At 60.8% G+C, this 23,072-nt stretch carries 17 protein-coding genes; 14 read left to right on the top strand and 3 right to left on the bottom strand.

Features of this window, described 5'->3' with window-relative positions; translation table 11 throughout:
• Window positions 1-94 precede the first annotated feature (94 nt).
• The 10 genes from ACFOTD_RS19355 (at window position 95) to ACFOTD_RS19310 (ending at window position 14,754) form a co-directional block, all read left to right on the top strand.
• Window positions 95-1,726 carry a glycoside hydrolase family 13 protein gene (locus tag ACFOTD_RS19355; RefSeq protein ID WP_378121587.1) on the top strand — a complete coding sequence of 544 codons (1,632 nt, stop codon included), beginning with the start codon at window positions 95-97 and terminating at the stop codon, window positions 1,724-1,726.
• Window positions 1,727-2,315: 589 nt separating this feature from the next.
• Window positions 2,316-2,687, top strand: coding sequence for a DUF948 domain-containing protein (locus ACFOTD_RS19350; protein ID WP_378121654.1), 372 nt, complete (start codon window positions 2,316-2,318; stop codon window positions 2,685-2,687).
• Window positions 2,688-3,059: 372 nt separating this feature from the next.
• Complete coding sequence (locus ACFOTD_RS19345; RefSeq protein ID WP_378121586.1) at window positions 3,060-4,871, top strand: sensor histidine kinase; 1,812 nt, start codon at window positions 3,060-3,062, stop codon at window positions 4,869-4,871.
• A 3-nt stretch (window positions 4,872-4,874) separates the two neighbouring features.
• Window positions 4,875-5,663, top strand: a complete 789-nt coding sequence (locus ACFOTD_RS19340; RefSeq protein ID WP_378121585.1) for a response regulator — start codon at window positions 4,875-4,877, stop codon at window positions 5,661-5,663.
• 145 nt (window positions 5,664-5,808) lie between these two features.
• Entirely contained in the window at window positions 5,809-7,161 is a 1,353-nt protein-coding gene (locus ACFOTD_RS19335; RefSeq protein WP_378121584.1) for an ABC transporter substrate-binding protein, read from the top strand.
• Between the two features lie 118 nt (window positions 7,162-7,279).
• A complete protein-coding gene (locus tag ACFOTD_RS19330) occupies window positions 7,280-8,317 on the top strand; it encodes a GDSL-type esterase/lipase family protein (RefSeq protein WP_378121583.1) in 1,038 nt (345 codons plus the stop codon).
• Between the two features lie 285 nt (window positions 8,318-8,602).
• The gene (locus tag ACFOTD_RS19325; RefSeq protein WP_378121582.1) at window positions 8,603-12,451 is read left to right on the top strand and encodes a carbohydrate binding domain-containing protein; all 3,849 of its coding nucleotides are present in this window, start codon (window positions 8,603-8,605) and stop codon (window positions 12,449-12,451) included.
• A gap of 268 nt (window positions 12,452-12,719) precedes the next feature.
• Window positions 12,720-13,484, top strand: a complete 765-nt coding sequence (locus tag ACFOTD_RS19320; protein WP_378121581.1) for a metallophosphoesterase family protein — start codon at window positions 12,720-12,722, stop codon at window positions 13,482-13,484.
• Between the two features lie 197 nt (window positions 13,485-13,681).
• A complete protein-coding gene (locus ACFOTD_RS19315) occupies window positions 13,682-14,464 on the top strand; it encodes a dienelactone hydrolase family protein (RefSeq protein WP_378121580.1) in 783 nt (260 codons plus the stop codon).
• A gap of 104 nt (window positions 14,465-14,568) precedes the next feature.
• Entirely contained in the window at window positions 14,569-14,754 is a 186-nt protein-coding gene (locus ACFOTD_RS19310) for a hypothetical protein (RefSeq protein ID WP_378121579.1), read from the top strand.
• 52 nt (window positions 14,755-14,806) lie between these two features.
• On the opposite strand, the gene ACFOTD_RS19305 is transcribed toward ACFOTD_RS19310, so the two are convergent.
• The 3 genes from ACFOTD_RS19305 to ACFOTD_RS19295 all read right to left on the bottom strand — a co-directional run bounded on the left by ACFOTD_RS19305 (window position 14,807) and on the right by ACFOTD_RS19295 (window position 17,642).
• A complete protein-coding gene (locus ACFOTD_RS19305; protein WP_378121578.1) occupies window positions 14,807-15,688 on the bottom strand; it encodes a hypothetical protein in 882 nt (293 codons plus the stop codon).
• A 220-nt stretch (window positions 15,689-15,908) separates the two neighbouring features.
• Window positions 15,909-16,859, bottom strand: a complete 951-nt coding sequence (locus ACFOTD_RS19300; RefSeq protein ID WP_378121577.1) for a sugar phosphate isomerase family — start codon at window positions 16,857-16,859, stop codon at window positions 15,909-15,911.
• 72 nt (window positions 16,860-16,931) lie between these two features.
• Window positions 16,932-17,642 carry a PIG-L deacetylase family protein gene (locus ACFOTD_RS19295; protein ID WP_378121576.1) on the bottom strand — a complete coding sequence of 237 codons (711 nt, stop codon included), beginning with the start codon at window positions 17,640-17,642 and terminating at the stop codon, window positions 16,932-16,934.
• A 162-nt stretch (window positions 17,643-17,804) separates the two neighbouring features.
• On the opposite strand from ACFOTD_RS19295, the gene ACFOTD_RS19290 reads away from it, so the two are divergent.
• From ACFOTD_RS19290 to ACFOTD_RS19275, 4 genes are all read left to right on the top strand, one after another.
• A complete protein-coding gene (locus ACFOTD_RS19290; RefSeq protein ID WP_378121575.1) occupies window positions 17,805-18,869 on the top strand; it encodes a helix-turn-helix domain-containing protein in 1,065 nt (354 codons plus the stop codon).
• 269 nt (window positions 18,870-19,138) lie between these two features.
• A complete protein-coding gene (locus tag ACFOTD_RS19285; RefSeq protein ID WP_378121574.1) occupies window positions 19,139-20,038 on the top strand; it encodes an ABC transporter permease in 900 nt (299 codons plus the stop codon).
• Window positions 20,039-20,054: 16 nt separating this feature from the next.
• Window positions 20,055-20,939, top strand: coding sequence for a carbohydrate ABC transporter permease (locus ACFOTD_RS19280; protein ID WP_378121573.1), 885 nt, complete (start codon window positions 20,055-20,057; stop codon window positions 20,937-20,939).
• 25 nt (window positions 20,940-20,964) lie between these two features.
• The gene (locus tag ACFOTD_RS19275; RefSeq protein ID WP_378121572.1) at window positions 20,965-22,980 is read left to right on the top strand and encodes a hypothetical protein; all 2,016 of its coding nucleotides are present in this window, start codon (window positions 20,965-20,967) and stop codon (window positions 22,978-22,980) included.
• The last annotated feature ends 92 nt before the right edge of the window (window positions 22,981-23,072 follow it).

Here is a 23,072-nt window from a genome sequence, read left to right as displayed (position 1 = left end):
CAGGGAGCGGCTGGTTTAGACGGGACGTACGGAAAAGGGTAAAATAGGTTGCGAAGAGAAGCGATGCAGCTTATAGGAATCGAGGGGATTCGGCGTGCAGCAGCACAAGTGGTGGAAGGAAACCGTCGTGTACCAGATTTATCCGAGAAGCTTCCAGGACAGCGACGGCGACGGCATCGGAGATCTCCCGGGGATCATCTCGCGGCTCGATTATCTGGCGGAGCTCGGCATCGGCGCGATCTGGCTGTCCCCGGTGTGCAAGTCCCCGCAGGACGACAACGGGTACGACATCTCGGACTACCGGGACATCGATCCGATGTTCGGTACGCTCGACGACATGGAGCGGCTGATCGAGGAGGCCGGCCGGCGCGGGATCAAGATCGTCATGGACCTCGTGCTCAACCATTCCTCCGACGAGCATCCCTGGTTCGTCGAAGCGAAGAAGGGCAGGGACAACCCCTATCACGACTACTACGTATGGCGCGACGGCGAGCCTGGGGCGCCGCCGAACGGCCTGGGCAGCATCTTCGGGGGCTCGGCCTGGCAATGGGTGCCGGAGCTCGGCCAATATTACCTGCACTTGTTTTCCGTCAAGCAGCCGGATCTGAACTGGGAAAATCCCCGCGTTCGAGAAGAAATCTACGACATGATCAATTGGTGGATCGACAAAGGCGTCGGCGGCTTCCGCCTGGACGTCATCGACCTCATCGCCAAGGAGCCGGATCGCATGATCACCGGCAACGGGCCCAAGCTGCACGATTACATCCGCGAGCTGAGCGAGCGGACGTTCAGGCGCGCGGACCTGCTCACCGTCGGCGAGACGTGGGGAGCGACGCCGGACATCGCGAAGCTGTACAGCAATCCGGACGGCAGCGAGCTGTCGATGGTGTTCCAGTTCGAGCATATTAGTCTCGACGAAAAGGAAGGCTGGAGCAAGTGGGACCTCGCGCCGCTCGATTTTCTGCGGCTCAAGGCGGTGCTGTCCAAGTGGCAGACGGAGCTGAAGGGCGAAGCCTGGAACAGCCTGTTCTGGAACAACCACGACCTGCCGCGCATCGTCTCCCGATGGGGCAACGACGGGGCATATCGGGTGCAGTCTGCAAAGATGCTGGCCACGCTGCTTCATGGCATGCAAGGGACGCCGTACGTGTACCAGGGCGAGGAGCTCGGCATGACCAACGTGCGGTATCCGATCGAAGACTACAGAGACATCGAGCTGCTCAATCTTTACAAGGAGCGTACCGAGCGAGGCTACCCTCGTGACGAGGTCATGGCTTCGATCCACGCGAAAGGGCGGGACAACGCGCGAACGCCGATGCAGTGGGATGCGACGCCGCAGGCGGGCTTTACTGCGGGGGAACCTTGGATCAGAGTGAATCCGAACTATGCGGACATTAACGCGGACGCGCAGCGGGACGATCCGGACTCGATCTTCCACCATTATCGGCAGCTGATCTCGCTTCGGAAGACGCACAAGGTGTTCGTCTACGGCGATTACGAGCTGCTGCTGCCCGAGCATCGCGACGTATTCGCGTATACGCGCAAGCTGGACGGCGAGACGCTGCTCGTGCTGTGCAACTTTTACGGCGCGGACGTCACGTTCGAGCTGCCCGAGACTTTGCCTCGCGACATGCGTCTGCTGATCGCCAACTATGCGGACGAACCGCAGCGCGGAACGCTGCGTCCGTACGAGGCGCGGATGTATTTGGCGCAGGGGCAGGATTAGGGTCGCGATCGAGCGCGAATCGGCTGCGGAAACGAGCAACCCTTCCGGACGCTTATCGGCATAAAGTTACGCGGTTTTTCCGTGTAACTCTGCTCGCAGGCGGCGGTTTCGGCGGAGTTACGCGGTTTTTCCGTGTAACTCTGCTCGCAGGCGGCGGTTTCGGCGGAGTTGCACGGTTTTTCCGTGTAACTCTGCTCCGTAGGCGGCGGTTTCGGCGGAGTTACACGGTTTTTCCGTGTAACTCTGCTCCGTCGGTGGCGGTTTCGGCGGAGTTACGCGGTTTTTCCGTGTAACTCTGCTCGCAGGCGGCGGTTTCGGCGGAGTTGCACGGTTTTTCCGTGTAACTCTGCTCGCAGGCGGCGGTTTCGGCAGAGTTGCACGGTTTTTCCGTGTAACTCTGCTCGCAGGCGGCGGTTTCGGCGGAGTTACACGGTTTTTCCGTGTAACTCTGCTCGCAGGTTAATAAGCTGAGGCGAAGAAGCTCCATATGGCGCAACATGGCGGGACCGGGACTGCGCCGCCAGTCGAGGTCGAAGGAATGTCCCGCCCCCTTCGGACATACAGTGAAGGAGGAGAGGGGGTGCTGCATATGGTCATTCAAATCAGCGTCGCGGTCGCCGCGATCGCTTTTGCCGGACTAGCCGTGTATCTGATCTTAACGCTCCGCAAGAGTATGACGACGCTCGGGGAGACGAACAAGACGCTCGCCGAGGTGCGGAACGCCGTCCATGGCTTGACGCAGGAAGCTTCCCAGCTCATCCGGAACGCCAATCAGGTGACCCGCGACGTCAAAGGGAAGATGCAGACGATCGATCCGCTGTTCGAATCCGCGCACGACGTCGGGGAAGTCATCCAGACGGTGACCGACTCGGTGAAAAAGGCCGCTGGCATCTCTACGGCGCCGCCGCGGATCGCTGCCGGAACGTCATCTTCGCCGCAGCTTCGCGTGAAGGTCAAATAAGCGCCCGCCTTGCTGCGCTTTAAATCCGCCCTTCGCGCCTAAAGTCCGTCTTAAGCGTCTGAAACCTGTCTCTAAGCCCGAAGTTCGCCTCTACGCCCGAAGTCCGCCTCTACGCCCGAAGTCCGCCTCTACGCCCGAAGTTCGCCTCTACGCCCGAAGTTCGCCTCTACGCCCGAAGTCCGCTTTTCGCGCCCGAAGTCCGCCTCCCTCGACGAGGCGGGCTTTTTCGCGTTTTTCGCATGTCCGGATAGAACGATTTGATGATTTTGGCGCAACGATCCTACGATTTGGTGATTATGCGCGCGCGAGCCGAAGCGATCATACCTCCAATGCTATAATGAGTTCACCACTCGCGCAAAGGAGTCGCTTAACATGCGTGGCATATTGTCCCATCTCGTTCCCCACAAGCTCAAATACCGGCTGTTCGCGGCGTTCGTGCTCGTCATCTTGCTCCCGTTCAGCATTTTGAACATATACAATTACCAGAAAATCGAGTCGCTCGTTCAGAAAAAAGTGAGCGAACAGAGCCATGAGCAGCTCGACAATCTGCATCGTTCCCTCGAGGATCAGCTGAGCATCGCGTTCAAGACGCTCATTTTCCTCGAGCAGGACTCCGAGGTGCGCCAGATTCTTCAGGAGCCGGGCCGGCACTCCGTCCTGGACAACAAGGACCTGATGGAGGACAAATTCAAAGGCTTGAACAACAGCTTTTTCCTGTACAATCCGTCCGTGTACTTCACGCTGCTCGACGATCACGGCCATGTGTATACGTCCTACCAGCCAAGAAGGCCGCTCGATTACGACGCGATCGCCTCGAACGCTTCGTTCGCCGCCATGAAGGAGACGAAGGCGTCTTATCTGTGGGTGCCCGACGACGAGAACTATGTGTCGCGCGACATTTCCAAGAGCCCGATGCTGCTGTCGCTTTACGCCGAACTGCGGGACCGCAGCAACCGGACGTACGGACTTGCAAGAATCAGCATCGATTTCTCCTTCTGGTTCCAGTCCATGCTCCAAAAATCGGAAAGCGACCAGGCCTACTTCATCATGACAAGAAAAGGAGATACGATCGCGAGGTCCATCCCGGGCTCGGAGCTGTCGCCTGCGGCGGCCGAAGCCGTCGCGCGCGCGCCGGACAATGGATTTTGGACCGACAAAAGCGGGGACGCGCTGGTCAACTACAGCTATCTGTCTTCGCTGGACTGGTACCTGGTGGACCGGATTCCGCTGCGGGTGCTGTTTAACGAGATCGAGAGCCTGAAGCAGCAATACTTTGTCACTTTTTATATTATCACCGCGGTTTTCGTCGCCGTCGCCTTTATGCTTGCCTACACGTTCACGCGGCCCCTCTCCCGCATGCAGATGAAAATGAGAGAAGCCGTGCGCAAGGATCTGCGGATCCGGCTGCCCGAAAAAAACTACAAGGGCGAAATTCTCGAGCTGACCCGCACCTTCAATACGATGATGGTCGACATGAACGGGCTGATTCAGCGCTTGCGGGCGGAGGAGCGGCAGAAGGACGCCGTGCATTTCCAGATGCTGCTCGCCCAGATGAACCCGCATTTTCTGCTCAATACGCTTAATACGCTCAAGTGGATCGGACTGCGCGGCGGCAGCGAAGAGACGGTCGAGATCTGCCTGTCCCTCGGCAAGCTGCTGGAGACGAGCCTCAATTCCGACGTGGATCTCATCTACTTAAAGGACGAGATCGAGCTGACGCGCGCCTTTCTGTACATTCAGCAGATACGGTACGGCAACCGCTTCGAGATCGAATTCAGCTACGACGAGGAGCTCGTATACGCGCTCGTCCCCAAGCTGAGCCTTCAGCCGCTCGTCGACAATGCGATCCGGCACGGCATCGCCGACATGCAGGAGGGCGGGCGCATCCTCATTCGCATGGACAGGGACGCCCAATACCCGGACAGGCTGGCGCTGGAGGTCGAGGACAACGGCGTCGGGCTCGAGCAGTCCAGACGCATCCGCGAGGAAGGGCGCAAGCGGCCGGGCATCGGGCTGGACAACGTGCGGGAGCGGCTGCGGCTGCTTTTCAAGGACAAGGGAACGCTCGACATCGTTCCGCTGCCGCGCGGCACGTTATGCCGGATGCGTCTGCCGCTGCTGCTGTCCCAGCCGTACGAGAGCGGACTTCACGAATTGACTCGCCAAGACGAAATAGAGGCGTAAGCGATGTACAAGGTGCTGCTGGTCGAGGACGAGACGTTCGTCAGGGAGTCGGTCAAGGAGATCATCCGCTGGGAGGAGATGGGCTTCACGCTGGCCGGCGAAGCGAGCAACGGCGTCGAAGCGCTGGCGCTCATCAAGCGCGATCCGCCCGATCTCGTCCTGTGCGACATCGTCATGCCGCAGATGGACGGCCTGGCGCTGCTCAAAGAGACGAGAAACGCCGGCATCGGCTCCAAGTTCGTCATGCTGACCTGTATCGGCGATTTCGAGGCGATGCGCCAGGCGATGGAATACGGCGCGTCCAATTATATACTCAAGCTCTCGATGAGCGTAAAGGATCTGCGGGAAACGCTGGCCAAGGTGGGGCGGGAGCTGTCCGGCGGATCTGCGGCTGCCGCCGCGGCCCGGCCCGGCGCTGCGCATCAGCCTTCCGTTTCCCGTCCGCCGGTCGCGGTCAAAGAGCGGATCACGCATCCGGAAGTGAACAAGATCATTCAGTACATCGAGCAGCATTACGATCAGGACATCACGCTCGGAACGCTGTCCCGGTATGTCATGATGGGGGAGAACTATGTCAGCGCGCTTTTCAAAAAGAAGACGGGCGAGACGCTGATCCACTATCTGCACCGCACGCGCGTGGACAAGGCGATCGAGCTGCTGCTCAACACCGACCAGCCGGTCAACCGGATCGGCCAGCGCGTCGGCTTTATGAACGACAACTACTTCATCAAGATCTTCAAGCGCATGACGGGAATGACGCCGAGCCAGTACCGGAACCATAGAACGATTTGATCGTATCGATCGCTCCGCGCGGCCGGCGCATTGTGTATATCTGTTCCATCGAGATCATGATTCTGTTACTTATGGACCGCCTTGCCGTCCTGTTATCCTTGATTTGCACACAACAACATCGGTACATTCGGGGAGGGCGTCTCTGGTGAGAAAAAAAGGCTGGCTGGCAGGCATCGCTTCGCTGGCGCTCGTAACGGGCGCATTGGCAGGCTGCGGCAACAATAACGGAGGGAATGCGAATCCCTCGGCAAGCGGCAAATCGGAAGCGTCTTCATCGGCAGCGGCCGGATCGAAGGCAAGCGGGGGCACGGTGAAGCTGAAGATGTGGGGCGGGGTGCCGCCGGAGTCGGGACCGCAGGAGGTCATGGACAGCTGGAACAAGACGCATCCGGACATCCAGGTCGAATACGTGCGCTACGTCAACGACGACGAAGGCAACCTCAAGCTCGACACGGCGATGATGACCGGGCAGGACGTCGATCTTTACGTTAACTACACGCTCTCGCAGACGGCCAAGCGGGTCGAATCCGGATTCGCGGCGGACCTGAGCCCCTTTTCGGACTACAACATCGACGAAAAGATGGGGGCCGCCGCAGCGGGCTGGAAGATCGACGGCAAGTATTACGGCATGCCGACGACGAAGAGCTCGTACTTCGTGGCGCTGAACAAGGACGCGCTGGACGCGGCGGGCCTTCCCGTCCCGAAGGACTGGACCTGGGACGAGATGCGCGAGTATGCCAAAAAGCTCAAGAAGGGCGACGGCTACGGCTTTATCCAAAATACCGAGCCGTACGTCGATCCGCTCGACGCGGTGCTGTCCAAGGACGGCTACACGAAGGCGGACGGCACCTCGAACCTGGATCATCCGCTCGTCCGCAAGTGGCTTGAATCGCTCAACGGCATGATGAAGGACGACAAGACGACGCCGCCGCTCGGCGAGCAGCTGACGAGCAAGATGCCGGTCGAGCAGATGTTCCTGAGCGGCGAGGTGCCGATGCTGAACATCGGGGCATGGCTGCTCCGCAGCTCCAACAATTTCACCGACTATCCGCGCGACTTCAAGATCGCGTTCGCGCCGGTGCCCCGTCTCCAGGACGAGGCCGAAGGCTTCATGACGCGCGGCGGTCTCGGCGATTACATCTCGATCAACGCCAGGTCCAAAAACCAGGCGGCCGCCTGGGAGTTCCTGAAGTGGTACGCGGACGGCGGCATGGCGCCGATGGCCGCAGGCGGACGTCTGCCGGCTTCCAAGGACGCCGATCAGGACGCCGCATTGACCAGCATGCTTGGCGACAAGGCCGACACGTACGACAAGGAATCGCTCATGTACGTCATTTTCGACAACAAGACGCCGACCTTCGTCCGCTCCGTGCCGCAGGAGGTCATGGACCTGCGCTCGCAGGAATACGAGAAGTATTTCCTCGGCTCGCAGAACCTCGATGCGACGATCGCCGCCATGGTGAGCCGGCACAATGAATTTTTGAAGAAGTCCAAGTAAGCGCGAAGCCAGGATTGCCGTCCCAGACGGCAGTCCTTTTGCCTGTTCGGCGAATGGGTGCGCTGGTGGAGCTTAAGCGGCGCAGGCGGTTTAAAGCGAACTAAGAGGAGGAAAGCGCATGATCGCATGGCAGGCAGAATTGCATAACGTGGAAGCGATGGTCGAAATTCAGGGCAGGCCGGGTTATCTGCTGCAGCGCGTGCCGGAGGCCGTGCGCGAGGGATTAACCGAGGGGGGGCGGCAGCAAATCCGCAGGGCCGCGCTGACCGAAATCCGGTTCGTCGCGGAAGGGGGCGAGGCGCAGGTGACGCTCGCCAGCTACGGCGAGCCGAGCGCCGTACAAATCTATTACGGCGACTACTGGGTGGAGGACCGAAGAATCGGCGAGCAGCCGGAGACGTTGACGCTGGGGGCGCGCGACCCGCGCTTCCAGTTCGATTCGCCTTGGCGGGAAGGCGTGCCGCGATCGTCGTTTGGCCCGGTATGGCGAATCCTCGTCCACGGCGGCGAGGTCCATCTCCTCGAGCTGAGGGGGGCGTCGCTCCGGCCGCCGCGCGCGGACGAAAAGCCGGCGCTGCGCTATCTCGCATACGGCACCTCGATTACCTACGGCGGCTCGGTGTCATCGCCGGACGCCACCTATGTCGCGCAGGCCGCCTGGCGGCTCGGCCTCGATCCGCTGAACCTCGGCGTCCCCGGAGCCGCGCATTGCGAGCCGGCCATCGCCGCGCATATCGCGGGCCGCCGCGATTGGGATATCGCGACGCTGTGCCTGTCCGTAAACATGCTCAACCAAGGCGCGACCGCGGATGAATTCGCCGCGCGCGCAGGGGCCATGGTCTCGACGATCGTGTCCGCGAATCCGGACAAGCCGGTGCTGTGCATCGGATTGTTTACCGGATTTCCGGACTTGGGCTGGACCTGGCCGGGCCGCGAAGTCCGCGCGACGAGCGAGGCGTACAGGCAGGCGCTGCGGTCGATCGTAGAGGACAGGGGCTTCGCGAATCTGGGTTATGCGGACGGCAGCGAGCTGCTGGACGACTGGCGCGGACTTTCGCACGACCTGCTGCATCCGGGTACGCACGGCATGATCCGCATCGGCGAGCGGCTGGCCGAGCGCATGCGTCCGATGCTTTCAAAAGCAAGGGAACGATGAGTCAGGCGGGATGAAGCGGCGCTGGATGCCGCATTATCCCGTTTTTTCGTTCTTGTCGCGCCCCTTAGGGAAACCGGTTTCAAAAAGTTGTTGACGCGCTTGCAAGCGGGATGCTACGATTCGATTGGGCCCAGCTTAACCGTTTCAAAGTCGACGTTTTGTTATTTGTGCAAACGTTTTCGCAAACGAAAATGAGAGATGGAGGTGCGCAGACAATAACCGGCTTCACAACAAATGTAAGCGCATTATTTTGAGCGGCATGATCATAGAGAGGGGAATGAAGGAATGAGAAGAGGTAGCAGGCAAAAATGGCTGGGGCTCGTGGCGGCGGTCATGCTCGTGCTGTCGATCCTGAGTCCGGTCGCGTCGGACCGGCCGGCGGAGGCGGCGGGCACCGATCTGAAGGTACACTTCAAGCCGCCGAGCGGATGGAGCGCGCCGCAGCTGTATTATTACCAGACGAGTCCGGCGGTCTCCGAGCCTGTCTGGGCATCTTCGCCCGCGATGACGGCGGAGACGGGCGGCTGGTATGGTTACACGATTACGGGCGCGACGAGCGCGCGGGTTATTTTCAAGGATAGCAGCAATCATCAGACGCCGGCTTCCGGGCAGGCGGGACTGCTGCGCGACAAGGAAGGCTGGTATACCGGCTCGACGTGGACGGATACGAATCCCGACGCGCCCGATACGACGGCGCCGTCCGTACCCGCCAACCTGGCCAGCACGGCCAAGACGGACACGACGGTATCCCTCTCGTGGTCGGCCAGCGCGGACAACGCCGGGGGCAGCGGCCTGGCAGGTTACGGGGTATACCGCAACGGCACGGCCGTAAGCACTGCTGTTACGGGGACGTCCTTCACCGACACCGGACTGACCGCCTCGACGGCTTATTCCTACACGGTGCGGGCCAAGGACAACGCCGGCAACTGGTCGGCCGACAGCGCCGCGATTGCGGTGACGACCAACGCGCCCGGCACGACGAACAAGGTAACGGTTTACTACAAAAAAGGCTATACGACGCCTTACATCCATTATCGCCCGGCCGGCGGGACGTGGACGACGACGCCCGGCGTCGTGATGGACGCGGCCGAGGTGACGGGTTACGCGAAGAAGACGATCGACATCGGCTCGGCGACGCAGCTTGAGGCCTGCTTCAACAACGGCCTCGGCCAATGGGACAGCAACAACGGCAGCAACTATTTGTTCGGCGTCGGTACGTGGACGTACAATGCGGGCGTCATCACGGCAGGCGCGCCAGCGGGTACGGCGCCCGACACCACGGCGCCCTCGGTCCCTGCCGGGCTCGCCATGACGACGAAGACGGATACGACGGTATCCGTCTCCTGGACGGCGAGCGCGGACAACGCGGGAGGCAGCGGGATAGCGGGATACGAAGTGTACAAAGGCGGTGTGCTCGTCGATGCCAACGTGACGGCGACAGCCTACACGTTCACCGGATTGACCGCATCCACGGCCTATTCGCTCACCGTGCTGGCCAAGGACGTTGCAGGCAACAAGTCGGCGCAGTCGGCGGCGCTGTCCGTGACGACTTCGGCGGCGGGCACGGGCAATCAGGCCACGGTCTATTATTACAAGACGACCCGCGGCTGGTCGCAGGTCAACCTTCATTACATGCCGACGGGCAGTACCTGGACGACGTCGCCTGGCGTCGCGATGAGCGAGGAAGCGTGCACGGACTGGACCAAGCTCACGGTCAACCTTGGCAGTGCCACTTCCATGAAGGCTGCGTTCAACAACGGCACGGCCTGGGACAACAACAACGGCAACAACTATACGATCGGGACCGGCATCACGACCGTGAGAGACGGCGTCGTGACCGCGAATGCGGCCGCGCCTTGCCAGCCGCTCCCGCCGGACACGACGCCGCCTTCGGTGCCGGCCGGCGTGACCGCCTCGGCGACCAACCTGACGATCTCGCTTAGCTGGACCGCCTCGACGGACAATGCGGGCGGCAGGGGCGTGGACGGATACGAGATCACGCGCACCGGCGGCACGCTGGGACAGAAGACGTATACGACGACGCAGACGAGCTTCTCGGAGTCCAATCTGGAAGCGCAGACGACGTACACCTATACGGTCAAAGCTTACGATAAGGCCGTGCCTGCCAATAAGTCGGCTGCCAGCGCGGCCGCTACGGCCAAGACGGGCGACGCGCCGTTGCCGCCCGCCGGAGGCACGCCGCTCGGAGGAGATGCCCGCGAGGACTCGATCTACTTCGTGGTGACCGCCCGTTTCAACGACGGCGACACGTCGAACAATCGCGGCGGCCAGCTCAACGTCAAGTCGGGCAACGCGGCCAACAACGATCCGATGTTCCGCGGCGACTTCAAGGGCCTGATGGAGAAGCTCGAGTACATCAAGGCGCTCGGCTTCTCCGCGATCTGGATTACGCCGGTCGTGCTTAACCGTTCGGACTACGATTTCCACGGCTATCACGGCTACGACTTCTACCGCGTCGATCCGCGTCTGGAATCGTCGGGCGCGAGCTACCAGGATTTGATCAACGCCGCGCATAACAAGGGCATCAAGATTTTCCAGGACGTCGTCTATAACCACTCCAGCCGCTGGGGCGCCAAGGGCTTGTTCACCCCGACCGTCTTCGGCATCCGCGACACGCAATGGAGCTGGTATTACGACGAGAAAATTCCGGGACAGGAATATGACGGCTTGTATCCGACGGGCGTTTCCGCCAAGACCTACAACGGCGACCTGTGGTCGACGGCCGAGCCGGCGGGCAATACGTGCCGCAACTGGGGCACGCCTACGAACAATTACAGCTCGGAAGGCTACCGCATCTACAATTGCCAATGGCCGAGTCCGACGTCCGGCATGTTCCCGTCCACGCTCTATCACCAGTGCTGGATCGGCAACTGGGAGGGCGAAGACGCGCGCAGCTGCTGGCTGCACGAGGACCTGGCGGACTTCAATACCGAGAACGCGCAGGTGCAGAATTACCTGATCGGCGCCTACAACAACTTTATCGACATGGGCGTCGACGGCTTCCGGCTCGATACGGCGGTGCACATCCCGCGCACGACGTGGAATCGTCGCTTCCTGCCGGCGGCGCAAAGCCATTCGGCGACGAAGTTCGGCGCGAACGGCCAGAACTTCTTCATGTTCGGCGAGGTAGCCGCGTTCGTCAACGACAAATGGAACCGCGGCTCGGTGAACCATTCAGCACAGTTCTATACGTGGAAGGAGCGCCAGACGTACAGCGCGGACGACGCGGCAGCGTCGCTCGAGATGTACAACTACGAGCAGCAGCAGGGCACGGCGAACCAGCCGACCTCGAACAACGCGTTCCTGCAGGGCAACAACTATCATACGCCGGACCACAGCCAGGCATCGGGCATGAATGTCATCGACATGCGCATGCACATGAACTTCAGCGACGCGTACAATGCGTTTACCAACGGCAAGGATTCAGACGATTCGTACAACGACGCGACCTACAACGTCGTTTACGTGAGCAGTCACGACTACGGGCCGAACAAGTCGAGCACGGCGTACAACGGCGGCACGGACGCATGGGCGGAAAATATGAGCCTGATGTGGACGTTCCGCGGCATCCCGACGATCATGTACGGCGACGAGATCGAGTTCCAGGCCGGCAAGACGATCGATTGCGGCTCTTCCTGCCCGCTCGCGACGACGCGCCGCGCCTACTTCGGCGATCATCTCGCGGGTACGGTCGTCGCGTCCGGCTTCGGCCAGGTCGCTTCCGCGACCGGGCAAGTCGCGACGACGCTGCAGCAGCCGCTCGTCAAGCATCTGCAGCGGCTCAACATGATCCGCCGCCAGATTCCGGCGCTGCAGAAGGGACAGTACTCGACCGACGGCATCTCGGGCGGCATGGCGTTCAAGCGCCGGTTCACGGATAGCGCGAAGGGCGTCGACAGCTTCGCGCTCGTGACCATCAGCGGCTCCGCGAGCTATTCGGGCATCCCGAACGGCACCTACAAGGATGCGATTACGGGCGACGTCAAGACCGTAACGAACGGCACGCTGTCCGTATCGCTGTCCGGCAAGGGCAACCTGCGGGTGTACGTACTGGATCTGCCGGGCAATCCGGCGCCGGGCAAGATCGGAACGGACGGTCCTTATTTGAAATAGGAGCGTATTAGACACAGGGTCCATCGACAGCCAAGGCGGCCGCCGCGCATGTGCGCGTGCGGCCGCTTTGTTATGTCATGTTATGTCTGCCTGCCTCGGTTCCTGGCGTCCTTTGACGAACGGCGAATGATGCTGTAGGCGGCCATGCGTGCGGATCGCGCCGTACCGGGTAAAGAAGGACAAGCGGAACTACAATCGGGCGATTCGCCCCGCCGGCGCGCAGCCTGCGAAGACGAGGGCGGATTCAGCCATAGGAGGTGCAGGCGTCATGAACAAGACGCGTACACTGGCGATCAGCGATATCCACGGCTGTGCGGAGCAGCTGAAGCGGCTGCTGGCAAGGTGCGGCTTCGACCCGCACCGCGACCAGCTCGTCCTGCTCGGCGATTACGTGGACCGCGGCCCACGGAGCAGGCAGGCCGTCGCCCTCGTCCGGCGTCTGGTCAGAGAGTCCGGCGCGATCGCGCTCCAGGGCAATCACGACCGGCGGTTCGTCCGGGTGATACAGGGCCGGGCGCATCCGGAGGAGCTTCGCAAGTTTTTTGAAAAGGGAGGCGCCGAGGCGATCGGCAGTTATCTGGGCCCTGGCTATAAGTCGAAGATCGTGCCCGAGAGAGTCGCTGAGTATCGCGCGCGTATCCTGTCCTGTTGCGAGGAGCATATCCGGTTCCTGGAGCATTTGCAGTATTACTACGAGGACGACCGATTCATTTATGTGCATGCAGGCCTGAATCCGGATATCCGGAATTGGAGGCAGCAGAGCGTGATGGATTATCTGTTTATCCGCGAGGCGTTCTACAAGCATCCGGTAAGGGCCGGCAAGACGGTCGTCTTCGGCCACACCAAGGCGATCGAGCTGCATAACAAGCCGGACGTATGGTTCGGCGGCGACAAGATCGGCATCGACGGCGGATGCTCGTACGGCTATCAGCTGAACGCGCTGGAGATCGTGGACGGCGCCGTGACACAGGTTTATGTCGAGCCGGCCGCCGCGCGGGAGAGTCGGCAGGCCGCAGGCCGTCGCTCCCCGTAAATGCTTTTAATATGAAGGAGCAGGTTGACGAGACGTAAAGGAGGATATACGCGGCGAAGATGGAACTGTTTGAAGATGGAACTGTTTATTGTCGGCAAAGAGAATTACGCGGGCAGGCGATTCGCCGCAAAACGGGCGTAGCCGCATGAATGCCGCATGAATGGTTAAATCAAATGTGAGTCGGGGGAGCAGGCTGCATGAACAGTGATAAGCCAGAGGAGCGGGGCACCGCAAGCGGCATTGAGACAGTGGATCACATTCCGTTGATCTGGGAGCGTCCGAAGTCCGGCGCAAGCCAGGATCTGGTCGTTTGGCTGCCTGGACTGTCGGGGAGCAAGGACAAGCTGCGCGAACATCTGCGTCTGTTCGCGAACGCGGGCTTCACGGCCGTATCCTACGACCCTTACGAGCACGGAGACCGTATGCGCGAGACGCCGGAGGCGTTCCGGCAAAAGCTTAGCGCGAACAAACGGCGATACTTTTGGCCGATGATCGCTCACACGGCCGAAGAATACCCGCGCGTCATCGACTGGGCTTTCGGTCGGTTCGGCCTGGACGGCGCCGTCCTGGCGGGCGGGATCTCGATGGGCGGCGACATCGCGGTGGCGGCGGCGGGCCTTGACCGCCGCATCCGGGCGGTGGCGGCCTGCATATCTACGCCGGACTGGCTGCGTCCGGGCACGGACGAGGCGCCAAGCGAACCCGATACGTATGCCTGGAATTGCTATCGAAGGTACAATCCGCTGACGAACGCGGCACTGTACGCTCATGCGCCGGCGATCCGTTTCCTCAATGGCGCGGAGGACGGCCACGTGCCGCCAGACGGCGCCCGACGATTCCAGGCGGCACTGGCGGATGCATACGCGTCTTGCCCGGAGCGCTTTGTCATAACCGAGTACGAAGGGGTCGGCCATGCGTTCACGGAGACAATGCTTCAGGATGCGCTGTCGTGGTTCGCAACCCATCGCAGCGACGTATAAAAGCCGGCGCCTTCCTTAGCGGCGATGCGGCCGTAATAGTCGTGAAAACGAGTAGGCTCAAGGCGAAGAGATTCCGGTTAGAGCTTCTTCGGCGAGAAACGAGCGTGATGGGGGCGAAGAAACGCTGGATAGAGCTGCTTGGCGAGGAAACGAGCGCGCTGCGGGCGAAGAAGCTCTGGATAGAGCTGCTTTGGCACGATCCGGCGGGTTGCGAGCCAAGAGAGACCGGATCGATTTACTGGACGGGTATGATGGAGCGAGCAAACCGCATCGGCGCAGCAGCGGCATAGGAAAGCCAGCCGATGCGCGCCGGTGCGGTTTTTTTACTGCGGGAAATAATCGTTACTTCAGCGTGACGGCTTTGATGCTGCCGTTTGTCGAGAAGTCTGTCGTGTAGGCGATTTCGACCTTGGCCGTCAGTTTGCCGCTCTTGCCTTCAATCGTCACGGTCGGCGTCGACGAATAGCCCGCGCCTGCCTTTACGATTTTAACGCCTTTAACGACGCCGTTTTCGACGATCGTTTCGAGGACGGCGGGCGTCCGCTTCCATACCTCGCCTTTGCTGCCGCTGTAGCGGTAGTAGTTGGACACTTCATCGAGCTTGTCGTTCGTGATGCCGTATGGAGCGAGCACCTTCAGGAGAGCTGCCTTGTTTGCCTTGGCTTCCGCTTCGGTCGGTCCGCCGCTGTCGGCACCTGCAGGCGTTACGCCGCTGAACGCTTCGCGGAACGTCTCGGTCGGCACGCCGAGCGCGGCCGCGATGAGCGCGACAGGGCGGCCATGATCGACCTGGTCGGTCTCGTAACCGCCCGTGATCGTGATCGTATAACCATTGGCATCGACAACGCTCGTTGCTTTCGTTGCGGTTGCTCCTGCCGGCGCTGCGCCGGCTTGCCGGTCGCAATTCGAGCCTTGCCGACCGCCGCCTTGTTTACCGTCGCCTTGACCCGGACCGCGTTCGCGCGGAGCCGGCCGCGGTTTTTTCTGACCCGCATCCGCTTGTCCTTGATCTGCTTGAGCCGAGTTTTTCTGTCCGGATGCGGAAGACTTGGCCGAACTCGATCCTGCAGCATTCGTCGGCGTCGGCGTCGCCGTTGCTGCGGAAACTTTCGTCTGGTTGCTTGTGCCGCTGTCCACAGCGGCTAGGGCAAGCTGGATGGAGCCGAAGCCGAATGCGGCCAGGGCGACGAGCGTAACGGCGATTTTTTTCGTTTTCTTGTTCATGGGATCGATCTCCTCTCAATATTGAGCTGTAGTGGGGTGCTGCATTCAATATAAGAGGCGAATATGTCAGGCAAATGTTGGCATGAATTTTAACCGGCGCACCGAGCCGCAGCACGAAACCCAGCACGAAACCAGCACGAGCCCCAGCACGAGCCCGGCAAAAAAAAGGGAGGAGACAGCGCAAAGCGCTGCTTCCTCCCTTTTTTTTAACGAGGCCGATTCAGTTAATCTCCGCGCCTAGCGGTCCCGCCAGCTCCTCCAGATAGAACAGCGTGCCCGGCAGCGTCGGCATAAAGGTGGACGGCAGCCAGCGGTCGGGGCCGTGGCGGAGCGTGGTCCACAGCGAGAGGCCCTGCCACTGCATGCCGCGGCCGAGGGCGCCGTCGCAGCCGCCGAGGATGCGGTCGGACTGCAGGAACAGGCCGGGACCGATCGTGTTGGCGCGGCACGGAACGAGCGTCGTGCGGCTTTTGAAGCTGGTGATGGCGTTCTGCTCGATCGTCAGCGGGTGCAGCTGGGCGGCGATGCGGTGCGTCGCCGCCGACCAGGCCGCGTCGTCCGCGAATTCGCCGCCGAAGTGCGGCTCCCAAAAGGCGATGTGCATCGCGCGGCCGATGCCGAAGACCGTAATGAGCTCCGCGCCTCCCGCCTTGAGCGCCGCGATCTTGCCGGCATAGGTCGGCAGGTTGTCGGCCGTGGCAAAGTTCCGCTGGCTCTCCGGCACGGCGAGCTCGCCGAGCGGGAGGAAGAGCGCCTGCTCCATCGCGTACTGGAACGAGCCGGGGTTGTCGGACGGCAGCGTCCGGCCTTCCGCGTCGCTCCATTCGTCCATGTTAAACGTATGGAGGTGCCCGCAGTCCGTGCCCCATTGCCGCAGGAAGTAGGCGGTCCACTTGTACATGCCCATCGGACCGGCCGGCAAAATCATCGCCAGCTGCCGTCCTCGCTCCTTGGCCGTGCGAATCTCCAGCGCGATGGCATGTCCCAGCTTGACGTCGAGCTCCCCGACATCGGCGCAGCCTACCGGCGCGAAGGCCGGGTGCCAGAACGGCTGGCGCTCGCCGATCGTCTCGGGGGCTTGGGCGCAGCAGGCGTCGATCCGGGCCAGATCCCAGCCTTCGGGATAGAAATTTTCCAGCAGCGAGCCTTTTATAGTCGTCATAAGATCCATTCGAGCAGCTCCTTTTAAGTGGCCATAAGTGTTAGGTTATAAGTCATCGTTTTTGACATCTTCTTGACTTCTTCAAGGCAGCAATCGCTGCGTCGGAATGCGCGGCCATGCCTGGCAAGCTTTGAAGCCCTCCGCATAACCGGCGCCGCACTGCAGGCCGCGGAACTTGGAGACGGTCCTCACGAAGTCGAGAAAATCGATCCCGTCATGCTCATACAGCCATTTGATCTGGCTCTGATGGCTGTCGTTCATGGCGATCTTGACCTCGATCTCGTCGGTGACGTCAACGTACTCCGTGGGCAGGAAGCCGACGCCCGCGAGCGTGTCCATGTAGTAGATCGGCGGCACTTTGTCGTGAAAAGGAAACGCGGAGTCGGGCGCATAGTGCGAGATGGAAGCGGCGAAGCTGGCATCGAATACGGCGCGCGAAACCTCCATATGATCCTTCATATAATCCTCGGGCGGATGCGTGATGATATAATCCGGGCGCACGCGGCGGATGAGGCTCACGAGCGCCTCGATCAATTCGTCCTGGTCCGCCTTCACCGACAAGTCGGGGATGTCGAGGCTTACGACCTCCGCTCCGATCAACGCGCCGGCTTGACGCGCTTCCTCTTTGCGAATATCGCGAAGCGTTTCCGGCGGTATCGTACGGTGGCCTTTGTTCCCGTTGGCGACATGCGCCATCGTCACGTTGTGCCCTTGTTTGGCAAGCTTGGCAAGCGTCCCGCCGCATCCGATCTCCAGATCGTCGGGGTGGCAGCCTACGGCCAGTACGTTCATGTGATATCAGCTCCTGTCGGCTTATGGGGAGATCGCAATCCCATCTGCTTTTATTGTAGCGGCGTGTTACGCCAGGCGATTTATCAAAAAGAGCGCGGCTTGTAGCAATTGTGCCGGATCTTCGCGTCATCCTCTTTGGCGGGATGCTATAATGGGGGACAGATGAAAGGGATTACAGAGCGCGAGGTGAAAAAGATGGAAGGCGCACCGTTTGCAGCAAAGCGGAAGGGCCGAGCCAAGCCGGCAGCCGGACGGATCGCGTCCGCGGCCGATGCCCAGGACTCCCTGCACGGAACCGGCGGGTCTAACGATAGCGACGCGGCAGAGAAGCATGCGCTCAGCATCGCCTATCCGCGGACCAAGCTGCAGATCGGATTTTCCGTCCGCAGACTCGTGTCCTTCCATTACTTCGAATTCGCGCCGGACTTCAAGTTCGAGGGCGAGAAGCACGATTTCTGGGAATTCGTTTACGTGGACAAAGGGGAGCTTGAAGTATTCGCGGATACGGAAGGCTTTTTGCTAAGACAGGGCGATGTCATCTTTCACAAGCCGGGCGAGTTCCACGGCGTTTGGGCGAACGGCATCCGGTCTCCCAACGTGATCATCGTTTCGTTCGAGTGTCCGTCTCCCTCTATCGCTCATTTTAATAATCGGATTTTATCGCTGAACGACCGGCAGAAGGAGCTGCTCGCACAACTGATCCGCAGCGGGTTCGCGGCCTTTCTGCCGCCGTACGACGATCCGCTCGACCATACGCTGCTGCGCAGACCCGATGCGCCCTTCGGAGCGGAGCAGTCGATCAAGCTCTATCTGGAGCTGCTGCTGATCGACCTGTACCAAGCCGGCTGCGAGCCGGCGCGCGAACAGCGGTTGTCCAGCGCCGTCACGATTCGCAGCGAGGCGGATCTCGCGTCGCGGATGGTCGCCTATCTGGAAGCGAACGTCGAAGGCCAGGTGCGGCTCGAGCTGATCTGCCGTCAGTTTCATATGAGCAAGACGCATGCGCTCGCGTTATTCAAGAAGTGCAAGGGGCTCAGCATCATGAGGTACTACCGGCAGCTCAAGATCGAACGCGCCAAGGCGCTCATTCGCGAGCAGCTGCATACGTTTACGGAGATCGCCGCCATGCTGCACTACCAGACCGTGCACAACTTCTCGCGCCACTTCCGTCACGAGACGGGGATGTCTCCGTCGGAATACGCGCGTACGGTGCAGGCTCGCCGCTGAACGGCCGCACGGCCCAGCATGACACATGATTCGCATGACCCTCATGACCTGCATGACCATGATCTGAAAGCCCCGATCCATTACTCTAAATAGCATCGAATCTTTAACGCCCTTCCCGCTGCCAACCGGCTGCAGGAGGGGCGTTTGCCGTCTGTCTTGGCAATGCAGCAACAGATGTCAAGGAAGGCAACAACGGCAAATAGAAGGGGCGCGGGCGCTCTCTTATAATTTGAACTAGATACGCCACACCGTCAGGAAGGTAGGAGAACATGAAAACAAACTATCGCAAACGGGAGCTGCCGCTGCATCTGATGCTCTTGCCCGGGGTCATTCTCCTGCTGGTCTACAGCTATTTTCCGATGGCCGGCGCGGTCATCGCCTTTCAGAAGTTCGTCCCCATCAACGGTTTATTTAACTCCAAGTGGGTCGGCCTGGACAACTTCCGGTACGTGCTCGATATGCCCGATATCTGGCAGGTGATGCGCAACACGGTGAGCATCGCGCTGATGAAGATGGCAGCCGGCCTGATCGTGCCGCTCGCCATCGCGATATTGCTTAACGAGATCCGTTCGGTCCTGGTCAAAAGAGGCGTGCAGACGCTCATTTACCTCCCGCACTTCCTCTCGTGGGTTATCCTTGGCGGCATTCTGGTCGAGATTCTCTCGCCGTCCACCGGCCTCGTGAACGAGCTGCTCGTATGGCTGGGCTTCAAGCCGATCTACTTCCTGGGGAGCAACGGCTGGTTCCGGTTCGTGCTGGTGTTCTCCGACGTCTGGAAGGAATTCGGTTTCTCGACCATCGTGTATCTCGCCGCGATTACCGGAATCAATCCGGCCTTGTACGAGGCGGCGACGGTGGACGGCGCGGGCCACTGGAAGCAGATGTGGTACGTAACGATCCCCGGCATGCTGCCGATCATCGTGCTGATGGCTACGCTTAGCTTGGGCAACGTGCTCAATGCAGGCTTCGACCAGGTGTTCAACCTGTATAGCCCGATCGTTTACGAGAGCGGCGACATTCTCGATACGCTGATCTACCGGATCGGTCTCGTCGATGCGCAGTTCGGCGTCGCGACGGCGATCGGCCTGTTCAAATCCGTCGTATCGCTTGTGCTGATCTCCGTCTCTTACGCGATGGCCTACCGCTATGCCAACTACAGGATTTTCTAGTAAAGGGGGGCGGAAAATGTACGCTACAGCCACCGTCGGCAGAAGAATCTTTTTAACGCTTAACTATGTATTCCTGATCGCTTTGTCTCTCCTGTGCCTATTCCCGCTGCTGCATGTGTTGGCCGTTTCGCTCAGCTCCAGCGCGGCGGCCTCCGGCGGCCTCGTCCGGTTCTGGCCGGTCGACGCGACCTTCGATTCTTACAAGTATATTCTTCAGAAAAAGGAGTTTATCGCTTCCTTTATCGTCACGCTGGAGCGGGTCGCGCTCGGCTTTACCGTCAACATGCTGATGTCGATTCTTTGCGCGTATCCGCTCTCCAAGGAAACGAAGGATTTTCGGTCGCGTACCCGCTACGCCTGGTTTTTTATCGTGACGATTCTGTTCAGCGGGGGCCTCATTCCGACTTATATCGCCGTCAGCAAAACGTATCTGCTAGACTCCGTCTGGGCGCTGGTGCTGCCGGTCGCGGTTCCCGTGTTCAATATCATCCTGATGCTCAACTTTTTCCGTGGCTTGCCCCGCGAGGTGGAGGAGTCCGCATTCATCGACGGCGCCGGACACTGGCGCACGCTCTGGTCCATGATCGTGCCGATGTCGCTGCCCGTCATCGCGACCGTCTCGCTGCTGACGCTTGTCGGGCACTGGAACAGCTGGTTCGACGGGCTGATCTATATGAATTTTCCGGAGAAATATCCGCTGTCCACTTATTTGCAGCTAATGGTCATCAACAGCAATCCGATGAAGCTCGATCCGACCAACCTGAGCGCCGCGCTCGAGATCTCGGAGCGGACGACGCGAGCCGCCCAGATTCTGCTGGGGGCGCTGCCGATCCTGATCGTCTATCCGATGCTGCAGCGGTTTTTCGTCAAAGGCATCGTGCTCGGCAGCGTCAAGGCTTGATCCGACAAGAAGGGAAGCGAAGAAGATGCACGCTTATTACGAAAAATGGATCTGGATCGAGCTGATCGGCTTCGACAATACGTTGTCCGACTATGGGGTCGGCGCCTACATGGAAAACGCGGGCTTCGTCCCGGACGCCATGTCCTTGCTGCTGTTTACGTCCGACTTCATCCATACGCATGAAGGCATGGGGGTAGAGAAGCCGCTTCCTCCGGAGGTTTGTTCCTACGGGGCCAGACCCTACGGCAAATCGCGGATGCTGCAATCGTGGACGAATCTACAGTTGCGGGGGCTCGTGCGCGAGCTGCAGCGGGCCGGAACGCAGGTGTATTGCAGCTTTTTCGATATGTTCCAGACGCATAACCCGGAGCGGCTCCGGCCGACGGAATGGTGCGCCGCCCATCCGGAGCTGTACGAGATGCGCAGATCGGGCGAAGCGTTCAGGGTGATCAACCCGCTCCGCCGGCTCTCAGACGGCACGTATTACGAGGATCTGTTCGTCCGCGACTTGACGGCGGTCATGCGCGATTACGGCTTCGACGGTTATCACGGCGCGGACGGCTATACGAGTCCGAGGCTCTGTCTGGCCGAGGCGGACTATTCGGACGACATGACGGGCCAGTTCGCCGCTTATATGCAAAAAAGGGGACTGGCTCTCGACTTCGAGACGGCATGCGAAGGCAATCCCGAGGCGATGGAGGCGCGAGCGGCGCAAATCTGGTCGGGGCACAGGCTGGCTTGGATCGACTTTCACGCGGGCCGTTGGAAGGAGCTGTGGAGCAAGATCATGACGGCGCTGAAGGCGGACGGCAAAAAGGCGGTGCTCAACACCGCCTGGACGCGCGACCCCTTCGAGGCGATGTACCGCTACGGCGTAGACTACAAGCGGCTGGCCGCCTGCGGCATCGACGGCTTTGTCGTGGAGGCGGGCGCCGCCGCGCTCTCCTCGGGCGGCGAGGATTGGGACTACGAGCCGTGCACGGAGTTCATGGCGACGATTCTGTCGCTCAAGGCCTACATGCCGGACGTGCGGCTCGTCTGCCTGAACGCCGTTCACGATACGTACGAGCAGTGGGACGTGCTGAACCACGCGCCGACGCTGCTGGACAGGGACATCCTGTGTTTTTCCAATTTGTACTTGTATGATCAAAACGGCATTCGGCGCTGCACGGAGGGCTTCGTCGCCTGTCTCGGCGACGATGTCGCCGCCCACGGCTGGGCCCGGATCGCGAAGCTGTGGGCGGCGGGCTACGACGGCCTGCCGGAGCGGACGCTGGGCGCCAGCTTCGTCTGGTCCGATGCGGCGCTTCATCGTTCGCTTGCCGACTACGCGGACAGACGCGAATGGCCGGCGCACAAGTTCGTCCACGAGTGGCTGGAGCGCGGAGCGCCGCTGCACAGCGTCGTGAACGTCCGGGATCTGGGCGCGCACGAGGGCGTAATCGTCGCGACGCATGCGCATCTGCTGCCGGAGGCGGAGCTGTCCGCCGTGCTCGGCTACCGCGGCGGCGCCGTCCTGCTCGCCGGACGCCGGACGGATGCATTGGCTGAAGGGCTGGGAGCGACGGGACTGACGCTGCCGGAAAACCGGCAAGCGCGCTTCTGCGCAGTCCGGTCGGCCGATGGCAGCTGGCTCGAGACCATACTTGAGGAGCCCGCGCATAGCGCTGAGCCAGAGCGGGACGAAGCGATCAACGATCGCCATAACTGGCTCGTGCCGCTATATTACGCACCGGTCGAAGAGCGCTTCCTCGATCGCGCCGCGCAGGCGCTGCTGGACGCGACCGGCGCGCCAAGGCCGACGAAGAACGCGTCGGACATCCGTCTGATCGCGCTTCGGATGTCCGATTCCCGCTGGCGCATTCTAATCCGCAATCTCGCCATGAACTACAAGATCGCGCAGCTTGATCTGCGGCGGCCGATCCGGCGGATCGAGACGCTGACCGACTTTCCGGGCGTGCCGGTGCTGCCTGAGGGACATCAAGTGCGATTGTCCGTGCCGGGCCGCGGCATGGTCGCGATCGAGGCCGATTTCTACTAAAACCATGCTTTCCATAATAGATAGGAACAGTCGAATGATGTCGTATTCGCGCTGTTCCTTTTCATGTTACGATGAGGTCACACCGAGGAGGG

The sequence above is a fragment of the Cohnella sp. GCM10012308 genome (assembly GCF_042649185.1).
Taxonomy (GTDB): Bacteria; Bacillota; Bacilli; order Paenibacillales; family Paenibacillaceae; genus Cohnella.
Note: the sequence above shows the minus strand (reverse complement) of the source record. Positions and strands in the feature narration are given on the sequence as shown.

Excerpts from the sequence above, each read along its gene's own strand:
- ACFOTD_RS19320 (WP_378121581.1), top strand. The coding sequence starts at position 12,720 with ATGAACAAGACGCGTACACTGGCGATCAGCGATATCCACGGCTGTGCG.
- ACFOTD_RS19305 (WP_378121578.1), bottom strand. The coding sequence starts at position 15,688 with ATGAACAAGAAAACGAAAAAAATCGCCGTTACGCTCGTCGCCCTGGCC.
- ACFOTD_RS19295 (WP_378121576.1), bottom strand. The coding sequence starts at position 17,642 with ATGAACGTACTGGCCGTAGGCTGCCACCCCGACGATCTGGAGATCGGA.
- ACFOTD_RS19350 (WP_378121654.1), top strand. The coding sequence starts at position 2,316 with ATGGTCATTCAAATCAGCGTCGCGGTCGCCGCGATCGCTTTTGCCGGA.
- ACFOTD_RS19330 (WP_378121583.1), top strand. The coding sequence starts at position 7,280 with ATGATCGCATGGCAGGCAGAATTGCATAACGTGGAAGCGATGGTCGAA.
- ACFOTD_RS19345 (WP_378121586.1), top strand. The coding sequence starts at position 3,060 with ATGCGTGGCATATTGTCCCATCTCGTTCCCCACAAGCTCAAATACCGG.
- ACFOTD_RS19275 (WP_378121572.1), top strand. The coding sequence starts at position 20,965 with ATGCACGCTTATTACGAAAAATGGATCTGGATCGAGCTGATCGGCTTC.
- ACFOTD_RS19290 (WP_378121575.1), top strand. The coding sequence starts at position 17,805 with ATGAAAGGGATTACAGAGCGCGAGGTGAAAAAGATGGAAGGCGCACCG.
- ACFOTD_RS19340 (WP_378121585.1), top strand. The coding sequence starts at position 4,875 with ATGTACAAGGTGCTGCTGGTCGAGGACGAGACGTTCGTCAGGGAGTCG.
- ACFOTD_RS19280 (WP_378121573.1), top strand. The coding sequence starts at position 20,055 with ATGTACGCTACAGCCACCGTCGGCAGAAGAATCTTTTTAACGCTTAAC.
- ACFOTD_RS19300 (WP_378121577.1), bottom strand. The coding sequence starts at position 16,859 with ATGGATCTTATGACGACTATAAAAGGCTCGCTGCTGGAAAATTTCTAT.
- ACFOTD_RS19285 (WP_378121574.1), top strand. The coding sequence starts at position 19,139 with ATGAAAACAAACTATCGCAAACGGGAGCTGCCGCTGCATCTGATGCTC.
- ACFOTD_RS19325 (WP_378121582.1), top strand. The coding sequence starts at position 8,603 with ATGAGAAGAGGTAGCAGGCAAAAATGGCTGGGGCTCGTGGCGGCGGTC.
- ACFOTD_RS19315 (WP_378121580.1), top strand. The coding sequence starts at position 13,682 with ATGAACAGTGATAAGCCAGAGGAGCGGGGCACCGCAAGCGGCATTGAG.